Genomic DNA, 26,089 nt, shown 5'->3' with positions numbered 1-26,089 from the left:
ACAGACCAAATGTCAAAGATAATCTACGTAGACATGGACGATGTCCTATGTCAGTTCTCCGCTCGTTCTCAAGCTATCAAAAGCAAATACCCTGAGGTGCCTTATCCTCAGTCCCATTATGGCTTCTTTTCAGGCCTGGAACCCATGCCGGGTGCCCTTGAAGCCATGAAAAAACTCAATGCCCTGGAAGGTTTCGACATTTACATCCTGACAGCTCCCTCTGTTTGGAATCCCCTCTGCTATACCGAAAAACGGGTTTGGGTAGAAAAACATTTGGGGATGAAAATGGTCAACAAGCTGATCATTTCCCCTAATAAAGGCCTAAACAAAGGCGACTACCTCATTGATGATCATTTGGAGGGTAGGGGACAAGAGGGATTCGAAGGCAAACTTCTTCATTTTGGTTCCAATGTTTTCCCAAATTGGGACAGTGTCCTCAGCTATTTTCAAAACAAATACGTCCTGGCAGGTGCATAAGCCCTGAAATTTCTCCTGGAATTGCCTAACTTAATTCCATGGACTCTACTACTAAAAACAATAGAAGACGCTTCCTGAAGCGTTCTGCGGGCTTTCTGGCTGCTGCTCCCTTCCTTAATCTCAATGCTTATAGTCTTTCCCCTTACAGCAATAAAAAATACAGCCGAGAAGTGCTGGATATTGTCAATGAATCTTTGGTGATTGATATGTTGGGATTGCTGGACATGACAAAATTTTTTACGGGAATGGCTATGCAGAAAGATCCCTTTAAGTTTAGCGAAGCAGAGTTGCTGAAGATCAAGAAATCAGGAATCAATGTATTTCATCATGCAGTAGGTATTGGAGGAAAAGGAGTAAAGCAAAATGTGCTTACTTATCTGGGAGCCCTCAATGGGCTGGCTGCTGAGCATCCGGATCACATTCTTCGAATTGACTCGGCCGAAGATTTTGATCGGGTAATGGAAGAAAAGAAGATTGGCTTGATGCTGGGTATCCAAAACTCGGATCATTTTGAAGAGCCAGCCGATGTAAACACTTGCTATATACTGGGACAGAGGGTTTCCCAGCTTACCTACAACACCCAAAACCTGATTGGCAGCGGTTCGACGGATCGGGTAGATGGGGGAGTGAGTGATTTTGGGGAAAGTATCATTGAAGCAATGAATAAAGTAGGTATGGCGGTCGATGTCTCACATTGTGGAGACCAAACAACCCTGGATGCATTTGAAATATCTGATCAGCCGGTTTTAATCACCCATTCCAATTGCCGGAGCCTGGTGGGCAATCATCCTCGCTGTAAAACCGATGATGCAATAAAAAAAATGGCCAGGCAAGGCGGAGTGATGGGCATTACTGCGGTAAGGAATTTTGTTAAAGCAGATGAACCTACGACTTTGGAAGATTACATAAACCACATACAGCATGTAGTAAATCTAACATCGATAGATCATGTGGGAATCGGAACAGATGCCGACCTGAATGGCTATGATGATTTGCCAGGACCTATATATGAATCTTTGAAAGCCGGCTATAAGTCCAGTTATGGCTTTAGGGAGAAGATAGATATCGAGGGGATGGATCATCCCCAAAAGATGTATGACCTCTGTGAGAGGCTTTTAAAACGTGGGTATGGGGCTGATAATATCAAACAGATTTTTGGAAGCAATTTTAAGCGGGTGCTATCTGATATCTGGATTTGAGTCCGGAGTTTGCGTATTGATGGGATTTTCGATTAGAGAGTCTTTATTTTTTTCTTTTCGTTTTCTGAATTTACCATTGTTGCGGATGATATAGAGATAGCCTTCGCCATAGCGTTTGTTTTCCCGAAACTCTCCTTCATAATAACTCCCATCCGAATAGGTATATTTTCCTAATCCATGGCGATTGCCATTGAGAAATTGTCCTTCATATTTTTCATTGCCGATATAGAACATGCTACCACTTCCTGAAGCTTCATTCCCAACAAACTGACCTACATATTTTGCTCCACTAGCATAGGTGTAGGTTCCGCTTCCCTGTCGCATTCCATTTACAAAGTTCCCGATATAGGAATTGCCGCTTTCGAAGTACTCTTTTCCTTTTCCATGCTTTTCCCCATACTGATAGGCACCATCATAGACCATGCGATTTCCTTTATAATACAGGCCTTCTCCATGTTTTTGACCTTTAAAGACTTCCCCTTCATAACGGTCTCCATTGCTGTAACTTATGCTTCCTTTTCCACTGGGTATGCCTTTATCAAAAGCTCCTTTATACACATCTCCATTGGCATAAATTAAAGAACCTGTATTGGATATCTGGCCCCCTTTAAACCAGCCTTCATATCGATCTCCATTTTTGTAAAAAAGTACTCCCTTTCCTTCGGGTTTAGCATTTTTAAACCCTCCTTCGTAGCGGTCTCCGCTCAGGTAGGCATATTTACCATAGCCTTTGATGCTTCCTTTACTCACCTGACCCTCATACTGCTCTCCATTGGGAAAACTGAAAGTTCCTTTGCCATCTGCCAGGCCATCTCTGAAGCTGCCTGTATAAACTACGCTATCATTGAAGAAATAAACGCCTTCTCCCTCGATGAGATCATTTTTAAACTGCCCTTCATAGCGCTCTCCATTTTTGAAGAAATAGGTGCCTTTGCCGTGCTTGTTTCCATCTTTTAAGCTTCCGATATATTTCGCTCCATCTCGATAGAAGAAGGTACCAGTGCCATGAGGAAGACCTCCCTTGAATTCACCGGTGTACTTATTGCCATCAGAAAAATATACCAGAGAAGGATCGTTACTGCTTTCCAGTTCGCGAGATTTGCCCTCAAACATTACCGTATCGAGTTTGGCTGAATCGAGGGTAAAGATCAGTACTCCTCCCGGGCTTATCCTAAATCGGACTTTCCCATTTGCCTGTAGGGAAAATTCTTCCCCTAGAGGAACCATATAGGGAGTTAGGCCTGTATCGGATTGAATATAGAGACGATTGAGGGTCTCATTATTTTGAGCCAGGAGGCAAGCGGGTATTGCCAGGATAAGCAACAGCAAGTATTTGATCTTCATAAACACTGGGAATTCGATTATAAAGATACGAAAATGTTCGGGTGGCCAAAGTATTAAATCTGTCGATAATACAAGCTAATTTGCTTTCCCGGACCAAAGAATGGCGTTTTTAAGGAGTTTCAGATAATTTTCCTCTTCGAAAGAGGAGCCTGTATGGCCCAGAGCAGAATAAACCGAGCGGCCTTCTTCTATTTCGCTGTACCACACAATCGGATGATCTTCTCCCATTCCATAATCTTTATCTTTGACCAGGAATCCCATATTTCCACTCATGACCACTCCATCCTCGCTCATATTGTACAGGACATTTTTGTCATTTAGCCGAGGATTGTCGTAAAAGACATACCATTCATCAGATCGTATCCAGTTTTCGTCAAGGCCTTCACTTATACTTGCATAGCTCGTATCAGTTTCCAGAGTCAGGCTGGTTTCCTGTATATGTGGGTCAATAGGGTGGTGGGAGAAATGTGCACCGATAAGCTTATCCTGATACCAATCCCAATGATGGGAATCATCTCCAGCGGCATGAATACCTACAAATCCCCCTCCAGATTCTATATATCCTCTGAAAGCTTCTCTTTGTTCGGGGGTAAGCACTCGCCCACTGGCATTGTTCCAAACGACTACATCAAATTCAGCCAGGAGGTCTATTCGAAAAACTGCGCCATTATCAGTTTGAAACATGTTCCAACCATTGTCTTCAGCCATTTTATCAAAGGCTATCAGAGAGGCATCTATAGCTTCACCATGGCGAAATCCATTGGTTTTTGAGAAAACGAGTACAGAAAATCCATCCAGTTTATCGGGTAGGGCAGGGGCTTCTGTTTCAAAAATGGGCAAGCCATATTTTATTTTGTATACAAATAAGCTGATGCCGCCTATACCCAGGATGATAAGAACGAGTAGGGAAATGAGGAAGATTTTAAAAAACTTTTTCATTTGGTGTAGTAGGGTCTGAATGTAGATCCAGATCGAAGTTAGTAGATAAGCGGGATAAAAAGAAGAAAGTGTTTAGGAGAAAGCTGATATTTCATTTGTGGACTCAGCAAAAATAAAACAATTGTTTGTTTGATAAGAGGGGTCAATTAAATCGCTTTTTAGGAATTGTAAATTTGTTAATAATGAACATTTTTTTTTGTAAAATACATGCGAAATTATTTCAGATATTATCAAAAAAATAATTCTTCCCCGAAGTAAGTAAAATTCACTGATTAGTTAAATTATGAATTATATATGCAGGAAAATATATAGGTGAATAAAATAAATTAATTACATTTTTTATTTCTAAAAAAAACCTATATTTTGCACATAAGGCACAATTTTATTGTCCAAGCGAAAGCACCAAATCCCAAGCCAAACACTGTATTAATCTAAGATTCTGTTGAGATATGCCTCTGACGGCACTAACGTCAAGGGGGTGAGCATATTTTGACAAAAAGCGAAAGGAAATTACCCTTTTGCCAGGATCTTTATTTGCTATAATCGCACACATATTAAATCTCAATTCATAATTATCTATGCTTATGTTTAACAAATTTCTACGACCATGGATTAACCGAAGAAGTCACTCTTCTGCAGCTAATCCCCCAAGAAAGTTCTTTGTAGCCGCTTTGGCTATGTTATTCGCGGGTTTTTCTGCGAATGCGCAGGTAACACCTATTGCTCCAAATTTGCAGCAAATCATGGATGACAAAAGTGCGCCCTCTGTAAATACAACTTTAGGCAGTGGAACACCTGTTAATCCTGATCCAATGAGAAGTACTTTGGTACCAGGAAGTCCGCTACATCAAAAGTATTGGCAAAACCAAAGGTACCTCAATGCTCAGAGTAGAGCGAAAAGCGGAGGAAATGGTGGTACTTATGCTGAGAGGGAAAGAGGAATGGGACACAATGATACCCAAAGAAGAGCGGAAAGATTAAATTTGGGTACGGGTTTTGGTAAAAACCGTGAAATTGCAGTTAGCGGTGTTTTAGCCCCTCCGCCTACATTCCCAATTAATCCAATGTCTGCAAGTGAAGATGATGGATCGATTCCGTTAGCAAACCTTACGGGTATTAATGGTTCGAATCAAGGCGTCTCTTATAATGAGACAATTGGTGATGGACCTAACGCTGGTGTCGCTGATTTTGATATGTACAGAGTTGATGCGACTGCAGGTACTACCATCGAAGTTGATATTAATACTGCTGATCCATTTGGAGATTTGGATCCTACAGTTGCTATATTCTTTGAAGACGGAACGCTTGTTGCATTCAATGATGACGGCCCAGAATTTTCTTTTGATAGCTTCTTAAGATATGAGGCAGAGGCAGATGGATCTTATTACATATCTGTAGGCGGTTATTTAGGTTTTTATCCTGCTGATCCTTTTGATTCTGGTTCAGGTGGTGTAATTGGTTTAATTGGCTCAGAAGGAGACTATGAAGCGATTATTCGTACGTTTGAATTGGATGTTGACTTTTATTCTTTCTACCTAAAAAGAGGTGATGTTTTAGGTGCTGCTGTTCAGACAGATGCTTTTGGAACCTTACTTGAAGTTTATGGACCAAGAGAATTTGAAAAAGGTGTTATAGGTTTTGGTAGCTTTGCTGTACCTGAAAGCCCCTTACCAATTAATGGACAAACTGTACTTGATTATATTGCCGAAGAAGGAGGATATTATGCTGTTGCCGTTAGTAATAACGAAGGGCCTTATACTTTAACTCTGGGAGTTTCTCGACCTGGCTTCGAAGAAAATAAGCGAAGAGTTCAAGTAGTATGGCTTGATTATAACGGAGGATTGGTTGATGTAGGACAAATATTTGAGTTCCCTCCTGGAGCAATTGTAGCAAACCATTCTCCATTTAGAGATTTCTTGCCTGCATGGGGATTACCTGATGCTCCTGGTGATATTAGAAGAATTACCAGAAAAATTACAAGAGAAACGCGCGATAATCTTTATACAGAACTTAACAATTCTCGTGTAAATCGTAACCTTGGAGTAGTTGTTTTAGGTAATGATGGAACGGGAAATCCGGATGCCTTGGAGCCATTGATGGCAGCTGGAACTTTTACAATCTTAGGTTTACAGTTTGATGTAAGTGATGTAGAAATTTCTGGAACTATTGCTGAATCAGGAGTGGGCACTATTGGAATTGCTCAATCTATTGACCCAGGAAACTTTGCAAGTCAGGAAAAGGCACTATTGTTATTGGATATATTGAGTGCTCCTGCTTCAGGAGGAAATGCTAACGGTACTTTCTCCTTGAATGATGTCGTATTGGCTCCTGGGGTTACAAAAGAAAATATGGTTTCAACTGTAATTGCTAACGTTGTTTCTCATGAAGCTGGTCATTACTTGGGTAATTTCCATACTGATGGTTTCACTGACGTTCAAACCATTATGGACCAAGGACCTGGTGGACTTTTCAACCTTGCAGGTATCGGACCAAGTGGTGTGTTTGGTGGACCAGATCAAACAGATGTTGAATTTGCTACAGATATGTATGCAGCAAGTGAAGGCTTTTTAGGAGACGAGAATACTACCATCAACACTGCTTACGCACTCTCCTACTTCCCATTCGGACGCTACTATGCAGACGATATGCCAAATCCAATTGCTGAGCAATTAGGGCTTTCAAATCGTTTGAAAGAAGATTTGCTGAATCAGAGTGTGCCTAACTCATTATTGAGAAATGGAGTTGCTACAATTAAATTTGAAGCTGCATCTGATACAGAAGCGATTATTGATATATATGACCTTTCTGGAAATAAAGTTGGAAGACTTTTCGAAGGAGATGTTAAAAGTGGTGAATCCAATGTTGTAACTCTTCATGCAGGTGATTTCAACTTGAAACCTGGTGTATATCTGTACAAATTGGAAACTGCTAATGGCAGTAAGCATAGAAAAATCGTAGTTAAAGAATAGGTTTATAGGTATAAACCCTGATGAAATAAGCCTTCGGGCTATCATCATAAAGCCGGTGAAGATTTCTTCACCGGCTTTTCTCTGTTGGTTCCTTTCTAAGATATGCCTTTCGAAGGAAAGGAAACTCTGATTAATGAGCTATATGGCTATCGATTTAGCAAAGAATATTTGAGATCCTTGCTGGGACGGATTGTTTCAATAATTATCTGGATTCGGATGTGCTTTAGGATTGTGAGTGCCTTGGGAATATTTATTCAAAAGGCGATCAGTATTTTCGGCGACATAAAAAATAACGGTGTCATTATTTTGTTTATTTAAATTCAATATCCTGAATACAGGCAAGCTAATCTTTGAAAAAGAAACGGAAAAACATAGATGCAAAAAGGGGCTGATGATTCAGCCCCTTTGCTTTATTATTTATGTCTAAATTTCTTTCTTAGTTGTTAAAACCATTACCTTGATCTCCTTGCTTCTGATCACTGTTGCGAATCTTGTTCCGGCGCCCTTGTTGCTGGGAGAAATCCAGTTTTCCAAAGCGGTAGCTAAAGTTTACACCAAATGATTGGAGCGGATAGAGGAAATCACTTCTTTGGCTGAAGGTAGGTCCTTCCAGTTCGCTGCTGAAGTTTAGGTATTTTTGGAATGGCTGAACCGCATTTACACCTATACTGGCTTTTTTATCCAGAATATCCTTTTTTACCCCAAAACTATAGATGGAGAAGGAAGGATTAAGCCCTTGTAATGTTGCTTTCGGGGAGTTCCAGAAGCCAAACATTTCCACTTTAAAGCCTTTCTTCAGAGTTAAAGTAGAGTTTAGGGTAACAAAGTACTGAACAGCTTCATTACTTAATCTCTGCCCATTCACAATACCTGTAGCATTATAGGTCCTTAAATTAAAACCACCCCGCAAGGTCCAAATCTTTTTTACAGTCACAGAACCGAAAATATTGGTTCCTAAAGAGCGATCCTTTCCAATATTCTGAAAACTGGTTGTCGAAATTCCAGTAGGGTCTATTGTCAAGATGGATTCAATCACGTCCCGGGTTTCTCTGTAAAAAACTGCAGCACTTAAGGTAACTCCTTTCATTATTGTGAAATATGAAATCTCATACTGATCGCTGAGTTCTGGATCTAACTCAGGATTCCCTCTAATGATATTTCGGGTATCACTATTATTGGTGAAAGGATTGATATAGAATAGGCTCGGACGTTGAATGCGCTGGTTGAAACTCAGTTTCAATGTATTGAAGCCTTTAATTTTGTATGAAAGGATTACACTCGGTAGTAAATTGTCATAATTATTGGCGAAAGGAAGCTCATTTTGTTGGAAGGAGCCTTCGATGGATGTTCTTTCATATCGAGTCCCAGCAACCAAACTGGTCTTCTTCCCAAAATTAAAATTCAGGGAAGCATAACCTGCATATACGTTTTGCTTATAATCAAATAAGTTATTTCTGCTGGCATCGGGCAAAAACTGATTGGCGTCGGCATCAAATACTTCGTAGTCATATTTTGAGTCTATGTCTCTGAATATGCTTTTTACTCCTACTTCCAGTTTCCCTTTTTTATTTTTGAAAGGTTGGACGAAATCAGCCTGGTAAGTCAGCTCAAGGTTATCCCCATCGTTGACGCTTCGTTCTCTCAGAAAGAGTTCTATATCATCTGATATCCTTTCCAGGTCAATGTCCTGGTCATTGTCTCCTTTGCTTAACTGGAAACCAAAAGTGAGTTCCTTTTCTTTATTCTCTTTAAACTTTTTTGTATAATCTGTATTCCAGTCAAAGCCACTAAACAGTGAGCCTGTTATCTGATTTTGCGTATACGCCTGATTAATATTAAAAATTGGGTCAACGAAAAGGGCATCCTGAAAACCATCCCGATTAAAGGTGAATCCTCTCAGGCGGAAATTAGAGTTGATACTATTCAAAGCATTGAAGTCATAGAAAAGACCTGCGCGTCCTCCGAAGCCCGTACGTGTCGTCTCCGTGTTTCCATTCTGTTCAAGGGTTCTTGTCTGTCCATCTACAAAATCTTCTCTGAAATAGCTGCTAGGGCCGTCTATGGGCCAGGAGTTATCTATTGAGCCTCCCATATTGAAGCCAAAACGTCCTTTGGTAATGTTCAGGTTGAGTGTGCCTCTATTTTGTCGGTTCCCCACGGACCCGCTGACATTACCGCTTACCCCTTCTACTTTTTTCTTCTTGGTGATAATGTTGATGATACCACCGGTTCCCTCAGCGTCATACTTTGCTCCAGGGGTTGTGATTACCTCTACGCTTTTAATTTCATCAGCAGGAATCATTTTCAACGCATCAGCCACATTATTGGAAAACATGCCAGAGGGCTTGCCATTAATCAGAATTTGCAGATTTCTACTTCCTCTTAAGGATACATTTCCATTGATGTCTACATTCAAAAGAGGAACTTTCCTCAGAACTTCCGTCGCATCTCCTCCTGTCGTGGTTACGTCCAGTTCAGCATTGTAGACAATTTTGTCAATTTTGTTCTCAATCAAAGACTTTTCAGCTGTGATATCTACGGCCTCCATTTCGAGGGCTTTGGATACAAGATCCACTTTCCCCAAATCGAAATCCGGTTTCTCCGGGGTCAGCTTAATATCTTTAATGATTTTAGTTTCATATCCCAGGAAGCTAATATGCAACTCATATTTTCCAGGATTGATATTGTTGAGTTTAAACTTGCCGTTGGATTCGGTCAGGCCTCCATTGATGGTCTTATCTCTTCCCGCTCTTTTTAAGGCAAGGGTGGCGAATTCTAAAACATTTTTGGTGCTTGAATCTTGCAATACACCGGTAATTTTTCCGGTAATTTTTGGAGCTCCCCCTCCAGGTCTACCCCCTCCGCCAGCGGGAAACTGAGCAAGGATGAAACTACAACTACAAATGAGAATGATAAAGGATACTACTTTCTTCATGTTGATTAGATCAGTAATGCGTATGTCTCTGATTAGTCTCGCAAATTTAGATTTGCTTACAGTGAGAAACTCTCCAGACTTCGAAAGTTTCTTTCCTTTCGACTAGTAGGGATACTTGCCCTGCCAATGCCCATATTTGATCGGCAAGGAAAAAGGAGTTTCTCAGACTAAAGAACCTCTGCCTGATCAGATGGTTGGAGAATCAGAATGTTTACTGGTCTTTTTTAGAAGTAAAGCCATGTAGATTTTGTTCGGCAAAGCTTTTGGGGAAATTTTCCAGACCGGGAAAGCCTAAGGGGATATCCCGACCATTGTGGGGGATGTAGTTGGTTTTCCATAGGTAATCCCAGATGGCTAAGGTAAGGCCAAAGTTTACGCCAGATCTTCGCTCTTCCGGAAGGTGATAGGAATGATGCCAAATATGCATTTCCGGACTATTGAAGATATATTTCATATACGGCCCCAGGAGAAAAGCGCCTAGAAGTGCAGATCCGGCAATTACTCCTATTGTCCATCCCAAAGAAAGTGAATAGTCAGTGCTAAGCAGGAATATAGCTACGAGGCCTACAACGATTCCTCCCGTCACTTTACCATCCACACTGATATTGGCATGGTTGTAATGTCCCCAGGCAAGGGTAAAGATGTGGATGAGGAAAAAATCGTGTAGACCTATTCCCAGTAATGCGAGGGGAATATATTCTAAACTGCGATAGACTACATTTTCCATCCAATGATAGCGAAGGTGGGCAGCAAATCCCATTTGCTCTACACTGTGATGAACCTTATGAAATTCCCATAGGCTAGGGGACTTATGTAAAAGTCGGTGTACCCACCACTGAATAAAGTCCCGCACCAGAAAGCCTGTCAACAAGATTGCCCAATAGGGCCAGTATTGCATAGGATTTGAAGCTTGAAGGTCAAAACCTGTCAGGGAGATGATTCCATTATTAAACAATCGCACAATCACTTCAGAGGATGCATTGTAGATGATCAGGGAAAAAAGAAAGAAGTTGAAGAACATATAGAAAAAGTCTAACCAGAAATCTTTCCTGAATCTTGCCTGATCCTCCCGCCAGGGTCTGAGCACCTCCAGCAAAAAGAAAATACCCGACACCAATACCAGCATCCAGAAATAGTTTTTCCAGAAAGGACTCACTTGAAAGCTGATCTCTCTCCAGAGATAATCTGCATAGCCTTTGTAAGCATTGATAAATATGTCGAGGTAGGTGTTCATTTAAAAACGTGTTTGTGTGCTGGGGTTTGTGCGTGTTAGCGTTGTAATCGGATCAGAAAAACTTCAACTTTCGAACCCTAACACGTAAACACTCCAACACGTTTCACTCTATTACATACCATTCTTCTACTTCCAGTGTTTTGCGACGACCTTCTTCCTTCGGCGCATAATGGCTGGCCAGGTAATCCAGGATTTTATCTTCCATAGGTCCCAGATCGTGTAATTTCTGGGTTTCCTGCATCCATCTGATCATCTCTTCCCATCCTTCTCTGGTCGCTCTATTTTGCAATATGAGCTTGCTTGAGTGGCAACCCAAACAATTGGCTTTGACGATTTTATAATCTCCTTCTGCTACAAAGCCTGTAGAAACATCAATTCCATCCACTACTTCTTCTCCCGTCAATGGCTTTTCTTCTCCCTCAGTACTATTCGAATTTGACTTTACACAAGCAGTGAGGACAAGTAGTCCCAAAGTGAACGTAAGTACAGATTTTTTCAGGTTTCGAAAAGTGACTTGGGTTACATGCTGAATTCCTTTCGGTTCGACCTTCATACTTAAACTACTTTGATTGCGATTCGATGACAGGCATTGTTGAGATAACCTTTAGGATTCCAACCCGGCAAAACCATGGGTTGTTTTTGGCCCTTAGAATCAGTGGCTCTTGCCCATACTTCATAATATCCTTTACCGGGGAATTGAATCCTGGAAGACCAGGCCTGCCATGCCAAACGATTTGCAGGCTTTTCTAATTTGACTTGCTGCCAGCTAGCTCCGAAGTCAATAGAAATTTCCATATCTGATACTTCTAAATCACCTGCCCATGCTTTTCCTCGGACTTCAAGACTTTTGCCAGCCGTAAGCATTCCTCCGCTTTTGGGATAGGTGATTAAGGACTTAACAGGCATAGACTCAATGATGCACATATCTTCATCAGCCACCTTGGCTCCGGGAGCTACAGGCTTGCAGGGTACCCGATACGAACTTCCGCCCATTTTGGGACCATCATGGACCTTATTACGGATTACAATTTTCTCTAACCATTTTCCAGAAGTAGAAGCCGGCCAACCTCCAAAAACCAGCCGGAGGGGATATCCATTCATCAAGGGCAGATCTTCCCCATTAATAGCCCATGCGATCAGAGATTCATCTTCCATTGCTTTAGATAAGGGAACACCACGAGAAATGGGTTTCTTATTGGGATCTCCACTCAAATGGCTGTCTTTTCCATAATATCCGATATAAATTGCATCAGATTTTACCCCTACATCTTCCAATACATCCTTCAACCTGACACCTGTCCATTTGGGGCATCCGACAGCACCTGTACTCCATTGATTCCCTTTTGCTGGTGGATTAAATTCTGACCTTCCATTTCCTCCGCATTCCAGGGTCAATTGGTAGGTGTAATTCTTGAACTTGCTTTTCAAGTCCGCCAGCGTATAGGATTTCTTACTGCCTGCTGATTCCCCTCCAAAACTTAAGGTCCAGGTTTGGGGATCAATTTCAGTTGGGGGAATACCGTTATTTCGGACAAAAAGCACGTCTGCAGGAGTAACTAAAGGATCAAGTAGATGAGGAGGTGTTTCTGCATTTACAGGTCTATCATTTAGGATCGTAAGACCCGGATGCTTGCCTGGTATTTCTCCTTCATCCAGAAGTGTCTGGGGAATCAGGCCACTTGGGAAATTTTCGGCAAACACCATTTCAGCTCCTAAAAGAGAAGCCAAAAATGCGGCAGTACTTTTTTTTAGAAATCCTCTTCTGTCTTTGGAAGGGTCTTGGGGCATGAGTAGTTTTTAAATTTTTCTGTTTTGCTGACTTATCAGGCAAAAGCCCAGGTCAGGCACATAGATCGACTTTCAAAATAGTGCTTGAAAAACCCTCTCGCAAGAAAAAAAAGATGAGTTTTGTCTTTCCTACTTTCTGATGAAACGGATGAGCATCAGGAGGAGAGCTGCGAGGAGGAAAAATCCTAAAAACCAGTACCAGTTGGGGCGGTTTTCTTCAATTTCTATAGCCGAACTGTCTCCCATTATTACCAAACCTGCCCAGTATTCCGGAGCAAGGGTTCTACCAGAAGCCTTTTCAATATAGGTCAGCTTTGCTTTTCGAAGGGCAAGGTCTTTATCTGTCCCCGCTAGTATTTCCTGGTAAAAAAGTTCAGTAATCTCAGCACTGGATTTCTCATCGATTTTCCATAGGGCAGTCAGGATACTTTCACTTCCTGCATAATTGAAGGCATGAGCCATTGAAATCATACCTTCTCCAGCCTGATAAGCAGGTTTGCCCGTTTCGCAAGCAGTAAGAAGTGCCAAATGAGAATTGAGATTATAGCTGTAAATCTCATATGCATGGAGATAGTTGTCATCGGTCAATTCCTTGCCCTGCATATTCTTCGCGAAAACAAGGCGGGACAATTCCGGATTGAGATTGTCTGACTCTGCATGGGTCCCTATATGGATGATTTTATGTCCATTTGCCTGATTGCGGAAGGTAGATTTGGTCGATTCTTCCAAGAGGAAAGCCTTTCCCCCCGCAGACTTTCGCATCAATTTGGTGAGGTCAAGAATGAAAGGTTGGGGCAGCATACGTAGATATCCCTGATCCAGACTTAGGGAATCCTGAATCCGGTTCAGATAGGATTCTTTCATTTCGTCAGAAAAACCAGGTGCGAAAGCAATGTAGTTTTCATTGAACTGAGCATGTTCCTCGGATTCTTTTACCAAAAAGAGTGAGAAATTATAAGAAAGGGCGTATTGGGATAACAGGCAATTTTCTGCAAGCTCCGAGAAATTCTGAATCGGCTCTTTTGTCAGTAAATCAAAACTCAGATTGAAGAGTTCGCGATCAGGAATGATGACTACTTTTTCATTCAGTATTTCATCTTCGAAAGGAGCCCAAAGTTGTTGATACAGTTTATGCATGATCTCTCCCACCTTGTCCGGATCAGAAGGGAAATTTGAAAGTTCTGCGATAAGTTGATCTTCTGAATTATACTCCAGCTTATAAAGCCTTCTCAAATCTCTACTCAGGATCATGACGAATAACTGGTCCTCGATGAAGAAATATCTAACCGCTGTTGTAGCTGGTGGTAAATTTTCCTGTATGTCCAATAAGGTAGCATATTGAGTTCCAAAACGGACCTCATAATATTTGGGATACTCTTTTTGAAGCATCTTCAGGTATTCTTCCCACTCCTTACTCAAACTAACAAAACTGCTGAAGGGACGGTTCTGATCAGATTCATTCAAGGCACTGGCCTCTATATACTGGTCCAGGCGACCCTTGATTTCTTTTTCTTGCTCGATTACGGAATTTGGTATGCCAGCGAATTGAATATCTTTATTTTCACTGAGCCTTTCTCGAATCCGACTGTAAAGGCTTATTTCATGAAGATTTATGAGCAGGTCTATGTAGTTTTGGTCCTTGCTTTGAAGGAAATAATCATAGGCAACCTGTTTATAGAATTCATAAAAATCCTGATTATTGATCATGAGGACGCGGATGTCATCCTCGCTAGCGACAAAGGCCTTTCTTCTATCCAGTATATCCAATCCTCTGTCCAAATCTTTCAATATAGATTTGAGGAATTTCAGATCCTTCTTTTGGGTTAAAACATAACGCGTTTTGGATTTCAGCAAAAGTAAAGCAGGTAATCGATACTCCACCTGTACAGAGTCTAAAAAGGAAGCAGGTTGGATATTTTTACCTTCTATAATCTTTAGGCTTTCCTCGCTTAAATCCAGGGCTTCCTCATAATCTCCTAGTAAATAATGAATATCTGCAAGGTTCCAGCTTAATTGAAAGGTCATCAGAGATTCTTCTCCCAGTCTTCTTTTGGCGAAATCATAGCCTTTTCTTGCCGTAGCAAGTGCTTTTTCTCTTTTTCCTTGTTGGGCATAGAAGGTAGAAGCCTCAATCATAAATCCCAGAACGATCTCATCATATTCCCCCTGAAAAGCTTCTTCTAGCAGAGCTTCACATTTCTCATAATAGGCTTCTGCTTTCTCATAGTTTTTTTGAGATTTGAAAACCTCTGCCCGATGTTGATGGGCATCGGCATACCAATAAATGAATCTGCCAGGAATGCGCTCAATAAAAGCAATCGCACTATCCAGGTGCTGAGCCGCAATATCATAATCTCTCAGGTACAATTCTGATTGTCCCAACAAAACCAGAGATTTGAATTGTTCAGGGCTGTCCGGAGGAAGATTTTCCTTTTTCTGGCGGGCGGAAAACTGGATGAGGTCATAACTCTTTTTGTAGTTGCCCAAATCCTTGTATATAGATGCCAGATTATCGATGGCCTGGTACATGAATTCCTGCGCCTTTTGTTTTTGAATTCCGCTTTCGATGGTAGGAATATATTTCTCTAAATCCTGTATACAGGACTTCATCGCTTCTATGGATTCGGTCGGTCTCCCTTCCATACTCAGGATAGCAGCAATATTGTTGTTGAGAATCGCTGGACGGTAATACAGATTACGGGGAGTATCCTCCATTTCCTCTAATGTTTCCAGCGCTTTATTGTAGAAATATTGAGCACTATCCAGTTTTGAGGCATACCACATACTGCCCCCCAAAGAATTGTAAATGATTTGAAGACTTTCCTTTTTCGTATCGGGATAAGATAGATATTGACGAAGGGCCTCGTGGTAGTACTCAGAAGCAGAGGTCAAATCACCCAGACGAGTAGAGTATGTGCCCATGTTAGCGTAAACCAGTCCAAAATCTTCTCCGGTGGACTCTTTCCATTTTTCAGTATAGCTAAGAGCCGTTTTGTTTTGTTCGAAAGCTTCTGAAGTTTTGCCTACAATTTCAAAAAATGAACTGCTTTCCAGCCAGCTTTGTCTCAGGATGGAAGGCTCTTTTGTAGAAGATTCCAGACGGCGTACAAAAGCCAGACAATCATCAGCTGCTCCATCAGCATCTTTCGAAAGCAAAGCCACTCTTCCTACAAAAGGCGGATAATAAGAAAGCGAATCAAAGTTTTGTTCTTCCCAATAATGTGAAGTTTGTTCTTCAAGTAGCTTTTCCGCAAGCGCAGTCTCCTTTTCCTCCAGGGCTTTTTCCAAGGATTGCAGCCAGGGACTATTCTGGCCAACTAAAAAAAAGGAGAAGAGAAATATACTTTGAAGTAAGAGTAGGAATCTTTTCACAGGTTTATGGGCTCAATAGTTCAAGTAGTTTTGCTTTTTCTGGGCGATCGCTTTTGGAAATAAATTCTCGGGCCTTTTCGATCTCACCCGATTTCAGGTAGGCGAGTCCCAGGTACCAAAAGCTTTCTTCTTGAAAGCTGCTTTCTTTCAGAGGAGATAGGTTTTCCAGGTAAAGGATTGCTTTTTCAGCTTCCTCATTTGCCAGATGAGCTGCACCCAGGAAGTAGTTCAGGCTATCATTTTGAGGATTGTTTTGGTATAACTTTTCCCAACTTCCGATAGCTTCTTTGTATTTCCCTTCCTTGTATGCGACCATCGCTTTATTGAATTCATAATTGTTGCCGCTACTCATACTTGTGATGAGACCGGGATCTGCCTGGAAATAAGAAGCGAATAATTGCTCATGCTGACTCCCTCGGTTTAGCAGGCTGAAAATACCTATCAAAATCAATATTCCTATAGCTGCAGCAATCAGGTAGCGTTTCAAAGGGAAGGGAGCATTCAATTTCTTGATTTTCCCAACATCTTCTCCTAAATCATCATGAAATCTATCCATGCTTTCCTGCAAGCCATGAATCTCACCACTCAGAATTAGGTTTCTGAGTCCTTCAGTTTGTCCGGCCAGTATTTGGTCTTTCACCATCTCCGCTTCGAAGCTGGCTTTTTCTGGGTCCGCCATTTGATCCAGCAAATATCGCTCGATCTGCTCAAACGATTCCTGGCTTAGGTCAGTATGAAAATCAGGCTTATGCATAATCCTTGCTTTCTTGATGTGCCAATTCTCTCAATTTTTGCATACAGCGATATTTCTTGTTGCGCACTGAAGCAGCACCAATTCCCAATTCGTCAGAAATTTCTTTCAGAGACTTTTTCTCAAAATAGAATCGATTGAGCAAAGAACGGCAGTCTACGCCCAGACGCGAATAGGCAGTCAGGGTGTTTTTCATATGCGGATTTTCCTCTTCTTCGGGAATATCAGCATGCTGCCTTTCCAGGTCTATATCTTTTTCGACTGAAACCGTTTTTTTGAAACGGGAAGATCGAAGAAAGTCCGTCCATTTATTTCGAGCGATGGTGTATAAATATCCATCCAGAGCCGTTTCGCCCTTGGGAAGAAATTTTCCCAACTTTACATTTTTCCACATAGCCAGAAAGGCTTCCTGAAAGATGTCTTTGGCTTGAGGAGAGCTACCCTGATTTTTCAGGATGTATTGCTCGACTTTAGGGTAATTTTTTTGATATAGATGCTTCAAAACAAGATCATCGTTACGCTTTATAGCTCGTATGATTTCTTCTTGCCCAAGTAAGCTGGTATGATTCGTCAACTCTTTCTGCATCTATGCCATAGGATTACAGAAAGATAAGGCTTTTTTAAATCACAGCACAAAAAATGTCTCGAATCTCAGATTTTATCTAAGGGCAAATTTATCCTTTTGGTATCAACAGGATAGCAGAAGGAGGGAGCCCTATATGACTCCCTCAATCTATTGTTTCAATACTTTTGCGATTCCTACGAATTCCTGCTCCTTTTTGAAACTAAGCAAATAGAGCTGAGGTGCCAGTCCTTCAAGAGAAAGACTATTCCGACTATTTTCCAGTTTAAGGCTTCTGATCAACTGCCCTTGCATATTTCTCAATTCTACCTCATCACTTCTGTTTCTGTCGTCAAGCTCAATGAAGATTTGATTGTTAGCGGGATTGGGGTAAAAGTTGATTCCCAATGCTTCCAAATCTTCGATTCCGGTAGTGCTTGAAGTTGTGGCCTCTTCTGTCGGAGGATCAAATAATTGATAGAGGGCATGATTGCCAGTTTCGGAATTCTGGTTGTAGTCAAAAAGTCGAAAATGATAGGTTTTGCTTGGATCTAAATCTGTAAGGCTAACACTATTTCCATTTCCGTTATAGGCTACATAGGTACCTTCTCCCAAATCATCTCCTTGTCCAAAGCTTGCATTTGCCAGGTAATCTGTCCCATCCAGGGGAAATTTCTTTACTGTCTCAGCTTCTTTTACCAATAAAATCCTTTTCTCTCCATCTCCTGAATCCCAACTTACCGTAAGAGAAGTATTCCCATCTCCAGAAAAAACCATATTGCTTCCGTTTTGTAAAGGACTTTTGAGGAGATCGTGATTGGGAAAGCTGCTGGTCTGAGCAATACAGTTCCAGGGCAAGCCATCCAATGCGCCCCAGAAATTACCGGCATTTCCATCTATAATTCTTTTGTTCAGAATAATGGCCCAGGTGTATCCATTCATGGTTCTCGCCCAAATGCTGGCCGTTCCATCCAAGGCCCCTGTATGCCACCAGTTTCCTGCACTGTTTACGGACCATCCCTGCGCATAAGAATTGTTGTTCGCGCCAGGTGTCGTCATATTGGAAATCGTCAATGAATTGATAAGATCCGGTTTGGTTTGAAAACCATCAATGGCGACCAATAGGCGAACCAAATCCCGGGAAGAAGCAATCCAGCCGCCATGTGCGTCCATAGCTTCGAGGTTCCAGCCACCGTATTCCCAGGGTACACTGGTATTATTGCCATATACATCCAGAGAATTATATCCATTACCCAGGTATTCTCCTTCTCTTTCACGCTTGTCCATCAACATATTTTTTCCGATGTACATATCATGAGCTCCTATAGGTGTTAAAAGGCGGTCTTTTACGTATTGCTCATAGGATTTACCTGTTACTTCTTCGATAACCAGCCCTAGTGCCAGATAACCTATATTGGAATAGGAATAAGCAGTCCCGGGAGTAAAATTCAGGCCTTTTTCCATCAAGAAACGGATCAAACTTGTCTCGGAGACAGGATTGGCAGTCCCCAAAGAAGCGGAGACATGCAAGGGAAATCCTATAGGATCGCAATGCCCCGGATCCCATCCATAGGGAGTCGCTGCTCCCGTAATACAATCTACATCTCGATTCCAGCCTCCTGAATGCTCAAGGAGCTGCTGAACGGTAATATCGAAAACCCTATTATCACTGACATTGGCAGCATTTAATTCTGTATTATTTGCCAGGATACCATTGGGACCAAATACTTTGTCGGAATAATTGAGCAAACCATCCTCGATCAACTTATTTATAGCTACTGAAGTGATGGGCTTCGAAATACTGGCAATCCGAAACATATGGTAAGGCTGGGTTTCCTCAGTTTTTGCTATATCTGCATGCCCAAATGCTCTCATATATACCAGCTTCCCATTTTTGGACAGGGCAAAGGTCGCACTGGGAATATCATAGGTGTTCATGAATTGATTTACCAGAATATCGCAGCTAGACATGCCTGGTACGGGTATCCCGGTCTGTGCGTATCCTGAGATACAACTGAAGAAAATAAATAAAGGTAAAATATACTTTTTCATAAGGTTTTTATATGCATCGATTTTACCCTTGATAAGTCATCAAAGGCTACTAAAGATTTTATAGGTCGACTTGGAAAATGTGGTAACTAATACCGATCTGAAGGATGAGCGGATAGGTTCCTTCTGAATCACCCGCATTCCGTTTGACAATGTCAAACATGCTGAATCCCACTCGGGCCTGTGCTTTCAATTGCTCAGTTAGGGCATATTCCGCGCCCGCTACCAGACTAGGATAGACAACTTTGATTCTATTTGATAAATCTCGGGTACCGGCAGAGGTATCTGAAGGTGCAGGGGTTCCTGCTTTAATTTTTCGACTTTCCTTTGCAGAGATTCGAAAGCCTATTTGGGGCCCAAATAATAATGTTAACTGATCTTTCAGCTCATATTTGATGAGTAAAGGGACGTTTACAAAGTCGTATATTAATTTCTGATCATACACCACATCAGAAAATGAACTAAAGTCATAATTGGGGTTTCTCGCGCCTTCCTGGGCGTAGAATATTTCTGCCTGAAATAACCAATTGTCTTTGTAGGGTAGTTCACCCGCCAAGCCCAATACAAGTCCTGTTCTGGGACCTAAATTGCTATAGGTGTCACCAAACAAGGTGGCCAGGTTTATGCCTCCTTTAACTGAAACTTTTAGGAAATCCTGGGCTATCCCCTTACTTCCTACAGCCAGGAAAAGGAGAACTATAAGACTGAAGAATTTGGAGTAATGTGATGATCTTGACATAATGAGGATGTTTACTACACATCGTACACCCTAAAAAATGTCATCATAGATTAAACTAAGTCCCAGGGACCAGGCCTGAGACTTAGTTATGCTTCCAATTGTGAATGGGGCAGATCGACCCCTCTGTGCAAGGAATATTTTTCTTAAAATTCTCTGCCAAAAATAAAATGAATCTGTCCACCGGACTTTATGCCTGAAGGATCAGTATCAAATCCATAGCCCCAATCTAGTCCGAGCAGACCGATCATCGGAACTTGCATACGGAGACCGAAACCTGCACTTTTCTTGAAATCAGAGAGATTGAAATTGCTGAAGCCTTCGGATGCACTTCCCATTTCTGCAAATCCGAGGAGCCAAATGGGGAATTGAGGACTTAGTTCTATCGGATGCCTGACTTCAAAAGATAATCGGTTGAATAAGGTGAAATACGAACCATCATTGTCGAAGACCTGGGCTTTGTATCCTCGCAAAGGTATGGGATCGATTCCTCGGATTCCTCCATTATTTGCATTTAGGATCCCTGCGCCTCCCAGCACAAATCGTTCGAAAGGCGATACTCCTAAAGCTGAATTATATGCGCCCAGATATCCGGCATCCCATCGCCCTTGTAGCACTAGTTTCCCAACTGGATTTAGGAACCATTGACTCTTGATGCGGATTTTGTAGTATTCCAGGAATTTAAATTTCTCTGCAGCTCCCATATTCTCATAATCTTTATCCTCTCCGAAAAGAGAGTAGGGAGGTGTAAATTCTGCAGATATCTCATTAAAGGATCCACTGCTGGGAAACATAGGATGATCCAGACTGTTTCGGGTAAAGCTTTGGTTGAGGGTAATCGAATTGATAAAAGCTGAGGGTTCTCCTTCGAATTCCGGATAGAAATTTCCAGGATTCAGGATATCATAGTTTCTATAGGAAAGAGAAGTTCTGGACTGGGTATAATCATCTGGAAAGTTGAGAAATGTTCCATAATCTACAGAAGCCGCAAAGCTCCTTGTTCTGAAAAGTTCGGTGCTTCCATCATCCCCGCTTACCTCGCTTTCGAAATTGTAATAATTGAGTCCTACCCCAAAAGAATTGGGCTTTTTTCCTCCCAGCCAGGGTTCGAGGAAATTAATGCTGAAGTTGTTGCTTCGGCCCGTACTTTGAAAGGCCAGATTGAGCTGCTGTCCATCTCCTCCGGGAATCGGGTTCCAGGCTTTGGGATTGAATAGTCTTTTTGTAGAAAAATTGTTGAGGGTCAATTGCAGTGTACCTACCAAACCGCCGCCAGTAACATTTCCATCTGAATCAGTACTTCGAGGACTCCAACCTCCGGAAAGCTGAATGCGATCAGAAGGCTTTTCAGTCAACTTGTATTCCAAATCCACCGTACCTGTTTCTGCATTAGGAGTAGGAATAATATCCATGGTCTGTGGATCGAAATAATTCATAGCAATGAGTTCGCGCTGGCTACGAATCAGGTCATTTCTGCGAAAAATATTTCCGGGTTGTGTTCGCAAAGAACGCATTATGACTTCATCACTGGTTTTTGTATTTCCCGTCAGGGTAATTTTGCCTATGGTCGTTGGAGCCCCTTCCTGTATCCGTAGATTCAGGTCAATAGAATCTCCATGAATGCCACTTTCAACTGGATCTATTCGGAAAAATAAATGACCATTGTCCAAATAGAGGGAACTTAGACCCGGATGTCTCATCCCTCCATAAATCCTTTCCTGTAAAAGTGCATCGCTATAGATATCTCCTTTTTTTATGCCCAATGCGAGCTGGAGTACGGAATCAGAATAAGTGTAATTCCCTATGAAGCGGATATTTCTGTGATAAAAGCGCTTTCCCTCCTCCAATTTCATATAGAGACTGATATGACCGGCCTTATTTATAGCTATGGAGTCTGCAAGTATTTCAATATCCCGATATCCTTTATTCCGATAAAAAGCCAGAATCTCACCTTTGGCTATATCAAGGGCCTGCTCCGTAAATTTTGATTGCTTCCAGAATCTTAAGGCTGTCTTCCTGGGTAAAGATTTTAAGGGTTTGCGTAGTTCTGCCTGGCTAACATGTTCATTTCCACTCAGATAAATGTTCTCAATTTTCGTCTTGGGTCCTTTTTTGACTTCAAAACTCATAAGAATGCCGCTTTTCAGAATGGGATCAGCTTCTTGCTTAACAATTATTTCAGATCTATAGTATCCTTTCTCAATGAGATAGTTTCTGATGATTCGTTTGGCTTTCACCATTTTTGCCGGACTAAATAAGGCTCCATTCACCAACCCCATTTTATCCTGAAGGTCCTCGATCTGTCTTTTCTTGAGCCCAATGATCTCAAATCCACTTATTCGGGCTCTTTCTATAAGGATGAGTTTAAGGTAGATGTCATTTCCGGAAATGCTGTCTTTTTGAATTTGGACATCCTCAAAAAGATCAGATGCATAGAGGCGTTTTATAGCATCTGAAATTTGAAAACCAGGAACGCTTAATTGCATACCTTCTGCTAAACCGCTGAGGTTGATGATCTGCTCAGGATGGGCAGAACGGGCACCGATGATTTCAAGGGATTTTAGGTGAAAGCTTTTACTTTCTGTGTTTACGGATTGTGCATACGTGCTAGCCAGGATCAGACTAAGCAGGAATAAACTGATAACTTTTTTCACACATTCTTAATTAGGATCTACATTCTTTTTATACTCAGTAGTCCGCTTTTCATTAAGATGCGTTGCATAGCCGTAAGGGAATTAGGAAAACTTTAACATTCTTAAACCTTTGTTTTATGTTAAAGTCAGTTTCCCAATTATTTCAATAAATCTCTCTCATAAGCTGCCTTTACTAGACCTGCAGAATTTTTGGCATTCAGCTTTCTCAGGAGGCTTTTTCTATGAGAGATAACAGTTGATGGACTTATAAAGAGCTTCTCAGCTATCTCTTCGGTTGTATACTCTTCTACGATTAATTCAAGAACATCCTTCTCCCTACGGGTAATTTTTGGCCTTTGGTCAAATTTCTGACTATTGTGGGCGTTTTGGGGAGACATGCTGGCAACCAATTGATGGGTTACTTCTTTGCTGTAATAAGAATTGCCCATAGCGACATGCCGGATCGCTTCAATCAGCTCTTTTTTACCTGTATTTTTCAGTAAATATCCCTTAGAGCCCGCCCGGATCATTTTGGTGATGATGCCGGGTTCGTGATGCATGGTCAGGGCAATGATGGGGATTTCCGGATACTTCTGGCAAATTTGCTGGCAAAGGGCTACCCCATCTATGTCCGGCAAGTTTACATCCAGCAAAATGAGGTGAATCTCTTCTTCTGATTCAAGGATATCTAAAGCCGTTCGGGCGTCGAGTGCATGATGAAGCAGGCGAAGGTCAGCTTCGCTAGATAGCAGAGCCTTTATTCCATCTACGAGCACCAAATGATCATCAACAATGAGAATGTTCAGCATAGCTTCTTATTATTTATTCCGCTTCAGGAAGTAAAGGTATACAAATGTAAATGGAAGTTCCTTTGCCAGGTCTACTATCAATATCAAGACTTCCTTTGAGTAATTCTACCCTTGATCGCACATTCATCAATCCAATGCCATCACTTTTATTATTTGAATCCTGGTATCCAATGCCATCATCTTCTACCGTCAGACTGATTTGATCCGGATCCGTTTGTACCTGGACGATCAGCTCTTTTGCCTGGGCATGTTTGACTGTATTCCTCAACAATTCCTGCACAATTCGGTACATGGATACCTGCGTACTTTCATCTATTTGTCGGTCGATATGTAGCATGCAACTGATCTGGAGTTTGGTAGACTGCTGAAGGTTGATGCACATATCCTGAATGGATTGTTCAAGACCGTATCGACTAATGGTACCTGGCATGAGGTTATGAGAGATTTCCCGTATCTCCTGGCAGGCTTCATCAAGCATTCTTTCGGCTTTTTGATGCAGCTCAGATTCTTTGACTTCGGGTATGTCATTCTGAATCGCTGCAACCAGCATTTTTACCGATGCCAAATGAGAGCCCAAACCATCATGTAATTCCCGGGCCAGACGTTTGCGTTCCAATTCTTCTCCACTGATCATGGACCTTAGGCTTTCTGCTTCTCGTTCCTTTTCAGAGGTTTCCAATTTGGCTTGCAGAAGTTGTCTTCTTTTTTGGTTTCCATACCGAAAGACAATGAAAAGCAAAATAAGCAGTCCCACGCTGCCTATAAGGAAGTAGATCTGGGCATTTTTTTCAAGTAGATCCTTTTCATTCTCCTGAATGAGGAGTTCATTTTGGGTGACTTCATTTTGAAGCTCCAGGTTTCTTTGTTCTTTTTGAGCGGCTCTGTACTTTTCTTCTAAACCCTGGACGATCTCGGTTTTCTCGGCAGTGAATAGGGAATCGTCAACTTGCTTGAAGAGGGTATGAAATTCGAAGGCAGCTTTGTAATTGCCCAACTTTGAATAAGTTTGAGACTTGAGATCATAGGTTTTGGCCATCCCATTCCTGCTCTTGAGCTCCCGACTTAATTCTTCTGCCCGGGAAAGGTGGCTCAGAGCTTTTCTATATTGACTCTCCATGAGGTAGAGGTCGCCCAGATTGAGGCTAAGTTCCAGCATCCCGATCTTGTCCTGCCATTGAAGTTTTTCCTGTAGCGCTTCTTCCAGGAGCTTTTTCGCAGATGTATAATCAGCTTCGGCTTCCAATAACTTACCGATGCGGATTTTAAGCATATTTTCCTCTGTTGGATCGGAGAGTTTGTTGATATGCAAATCGAGGGCAGACCTGTATGCTTTTAGTGCATTTGGACGATCTTGTTGAGCTTCGAGTGCACTTCCTTTGTATTTATAGTTTTGGGAAGTAAGATGGGAAAGGTTCATACTTTCTGAAAGCTCTATTCCCTCCTCAGCATATCGGATCGCTTTCCCCCAATCTTTCTGTTGTACAAATAAGTCGGCTATATCGGTAATAAGTGCTGCTCGTAAGAGTTTATTCTTCAGATCACTGGCCATTTCCAGGGCTTCAAATAAATAAGCTTGTGCCAGATCATAGGCTCCCTGCTTGAGACAAAGGTCTCCCACATGATGAAGTTCACTGACCAGTACTTCGGCCTCTTCTGTTTCTCTCCGTAAGACCAATAGCTCATCAAAATAGAGATGAGCGCTATCCAGTTTTCCCACGGCCATATAAATGGTCGCCAATTGATTGAGTGCTTCTATGCGGTGTTCTTCACTTCCCAGTTTTTTGGATAACTGATAAGCTTCTCGTAATGGAGCCAAAGCATCCAGAGAACTACTTTGATTATTTTTAGTAGTTGCTATTCCGATCAGTGAATGGAAATAGGTCTCTTCATCCTTTTGGCAATTGGCTTCTTTGCCTGCCAGCTGAAAGTGATGTAAGGAGGATTCATAAGCTCTCTGAAAATAATAGAGATAGCCAAGTTCCAGGTGAATCCGAGCCTCATTTTTGGGGTTTTTCCCCGCACTCAATTCCTCCAGACTCGATAACTGGGATTCTGCTGCTTCGTATTCATTGGCGAAAGGGGATTTTTCTGCTCTATCCAGGTGAAAATTGATCTCTTTATATAAATCTCCACTGCTGAGGAGTTCTGAAAGTTGAATTTCCCTTTCGCCTACATTTTCCTGAGCAAAAAGAATTTGAGGAAGTGTGAAAAACAGGACAGATGCCAGTACCCCTCGCCAGAAAATGGCTTGAGAAAGACCTCGCATTTTTATGTGCCTGCTACTACTCATTT

At 41.7% G+C, this 26,089-nt stretch carries 17 protein-coding genes; 3 read left to right on the top strand and 14 right to left on the bottom strand.

Annotated features, from left to right (window positions below; all coding sequences use genetic code 11):
* Positions 1 to 9 precede the first annotated feature (9 nt).
* Both R8P61_37675 and R8P61_37670 read left to right on the top strand, forming a co-directional pair.
* Complete coding sequence (locus R8P61_37675) at positions 10 to 477, top strand: hypothetical protein (protein ID MDW3652871.1); 468 nt, start codon at positions 10 to 12, stop codon at positions 475 to 477.
* Between the two features lie 38 nt (positions 478 to 515).
* On the top strand, positions 516 to 1,676 hold the full coding sequence (locus tag R8P61_37670) for a membrane dipeptidase (GenBank protein MDW3652870.1): 1,161 nt from the start codon (positions 516 to 518) through the stop codon (positions 1,674 to 1,676).
* Here R8P61_37670 and R8P61_37665 read toward each other — a convergent pair.
* Both R8P61_37665 and R8P61_37660 read right to left on the bottom strand, forming a co-directional pair.
* Positions 1,656 to 3,020 (bottom strand): hypothetical protein, encoded by a 1,365-nt coding sequence (locus R8P61_37665; protein ID MDW3652869.1) that lies wholly within the window; start codon positions 3,018 to 3,020, stop codon positions 1,656 to 1,658. The genes R8P61_37670 and R8P61_37665 overlap by 21 nt on opposite strands.
* Positions 3,021 to 3,095: 75 nt before the next feature.
* Positions 3,096 to 3,959, bottom strand: a complete 864-nt coding sequence (locus R8P61_37660) for a ThuA domain-containing protein (protein MDW3652868.1) — start codon at positions 3,957 to 3,959, stop codon at positions 3,096 to 3,098.
* A 584-nt stretch (positions 3,960 to 4,543) separates the two neighbouring features.
* On the opposite strand from R8P61_37660, the gene R8P61_37655 reads away from it, so the two are divergent.
* Entirely contained in the window at positions 4,544 to 6,928 is a 2,385-nt protein-coding gene (locus tag R8P61_37655) for a T9SS type A sorting domain-containing protein (protein MDW3652867.1), read from the top strand.
* Between the two features lie 436 nt (positions 6,929 to 7,364).
* On the opposite strand, the gene R8P61_37650 is transcribed toward R8P61_37655, so the two are convergent.
* From R8P61_37650 to R8P61_37595, 12 genes are all read right to left on the bottom strand, one after another.
* Entirely contained in the window at positions 7,365 to 9,863 is a 2,499-nt protein-coding gene (locus tag R8P61_37650) for an outer membrane beta-barrel family protein (protein ID MDW3652866.1), read from the bottom strand.
* Positions 9,864 to 10,074: 211 nt separating this feature from the next.
* Positions 10,075 to 11,097, bottom strand: coding sequence for a sterol desaturase family protein (locus R8P61_37645; protein MDW3652865.1), 1,023 nt, complete (start codon positions 11,095 to 11,097; stop codon positions 10,075 to 10,077).
* 103 nt (positions 11,098 to 11,200) lie between these two features.
* Positions 11,201 to 11,650 carry a cytochrome C gene (locus R8P61_37640; protein ID MDW3652864.1) on the bottom strand — a complete coding sequence of 150 codons (450 nt, stop codon included), beginning with the start codon at positions 11,648 to 11,650 and terminating at the stop codon, positions 11,201 to 11,203.
* A gap of 2 nt (positions 11,651 to 11,652) precedes the next feature.
* Positions 11,653 to 12,885 (bottom strand): sulfite oxidase, encoded by a 1,233-nt coding sequence (locus R8P61_37635; protein MDW3652863.1) that lies wholly within the window; start codon positions 12,883 to 12,885, stop codon positions 11,653 to 11,655.
* Between the two features lie 129 nt (positions 12,886 to 13,014).
* The gene (locus R8P61_37630) at positions 13,015 to 16,257 is read right to left on the bottom strand and encodes a CHAT domain-containing tetratricopeptide repeat protein (GenBank protein MDW3652862.1); all 3,243 of its coding nucleotides are present in this window, start codon (positions 16,255 to 16,257) and stop codon (positions 13,015 to 13,017) included.
* A gap of 4 nt (positions 16,258 to 16,261) precedes the next feature.
* Positions 16,262 to 17,011, bottom strand: coding sequence for a tetratricopeptide repeat protein (locus R8P61_37625; GenBank protein ID MDW3652861.1), 750 nt, complete (start codon positions 17,009 to 17,011; stop codon positions 16,262 to 16,264).
* Entirely contained in the window at positions 17,004 to 17,594 is a 591-nt protein-coding gene (locus tag R8P61_37620) for a sigma-70 family RNA polymerase sigma factor (protein MDW3652860.1), read from the bottom strand. The genes R8P61_37625 and R8P61_37620 overlap by 8 nt, the downstream gene beginning before the upstream one ends.
* A 147-nt stretch (positions 17,595 to 17,741) precedes the next feature.
* Entirely contained in the window at positions 17,742 to 19,622 is a 1,881-nt protein-coding gene (locus R8P61_37615) for a serine hydrolase (GenBank protein ID MDW3652859.1), read from the bottom strand.
* 58 nt (positions 19,623 to 19,680) lie between these two features.
* Entirely contained in the window at positions 19,681 to 20,358 is a 678-nt protein-coding gene (locus R8P61_37610) for a porin family protein (GenBank protein MDW3652858.1), read from the bottom strand.
* Positions 20,359 to 20,501: 143 nt separating this feature from the next.
* A complete protein-coding gene (locus R8P61_37605; protein MDW3652857.1) occupies positions 20,502 to 23,009 on the bottom strand; it encodes a POTRA domain-containing protein in 2,508 nt (835 codons plus the stop codon).
* 137 nt (positions 23,010 to 23,146) lie between these two features.
* Positions 23,147 to 23,797, bottom strand: a complete 651-nt coding sequence (locus R8P61_37600) for a response regulator transcription factor (GenBank protein ID MDW3652856.1) — start codon at positions 23,795 to 23,797, stop codon at positions 23,147 to 23,149.
* A 13-nt stretch (positions 23,798 to 23,810) separates the two neighbouring features.
* Positions 23,811 to 26,087, bottom strand: a complete 2,277-nt coding sequence (locus R8P61_37595; protein ID MDW3652855.1) for a tetratricopeptide repeat protein — start codon at positions 26,085 to 26,087, stop codon at positions 23,811 to 23,813.
* Positions 26,088 to 26,089: the final 2 nt, after the last annotated feature.

This window comes from Bacteroidia bacterium, assembly GCA_033391075.1.
Classification (GTDB): domain Bacteria; phylum Bacteroidota; class Bacteroidia; order J057; family J057; genus JAWPMV01.
Note: the sequence above shows the minus strand (reverse complement) of the source record. Positions and strands in the feature narration are given on the sequence as shown.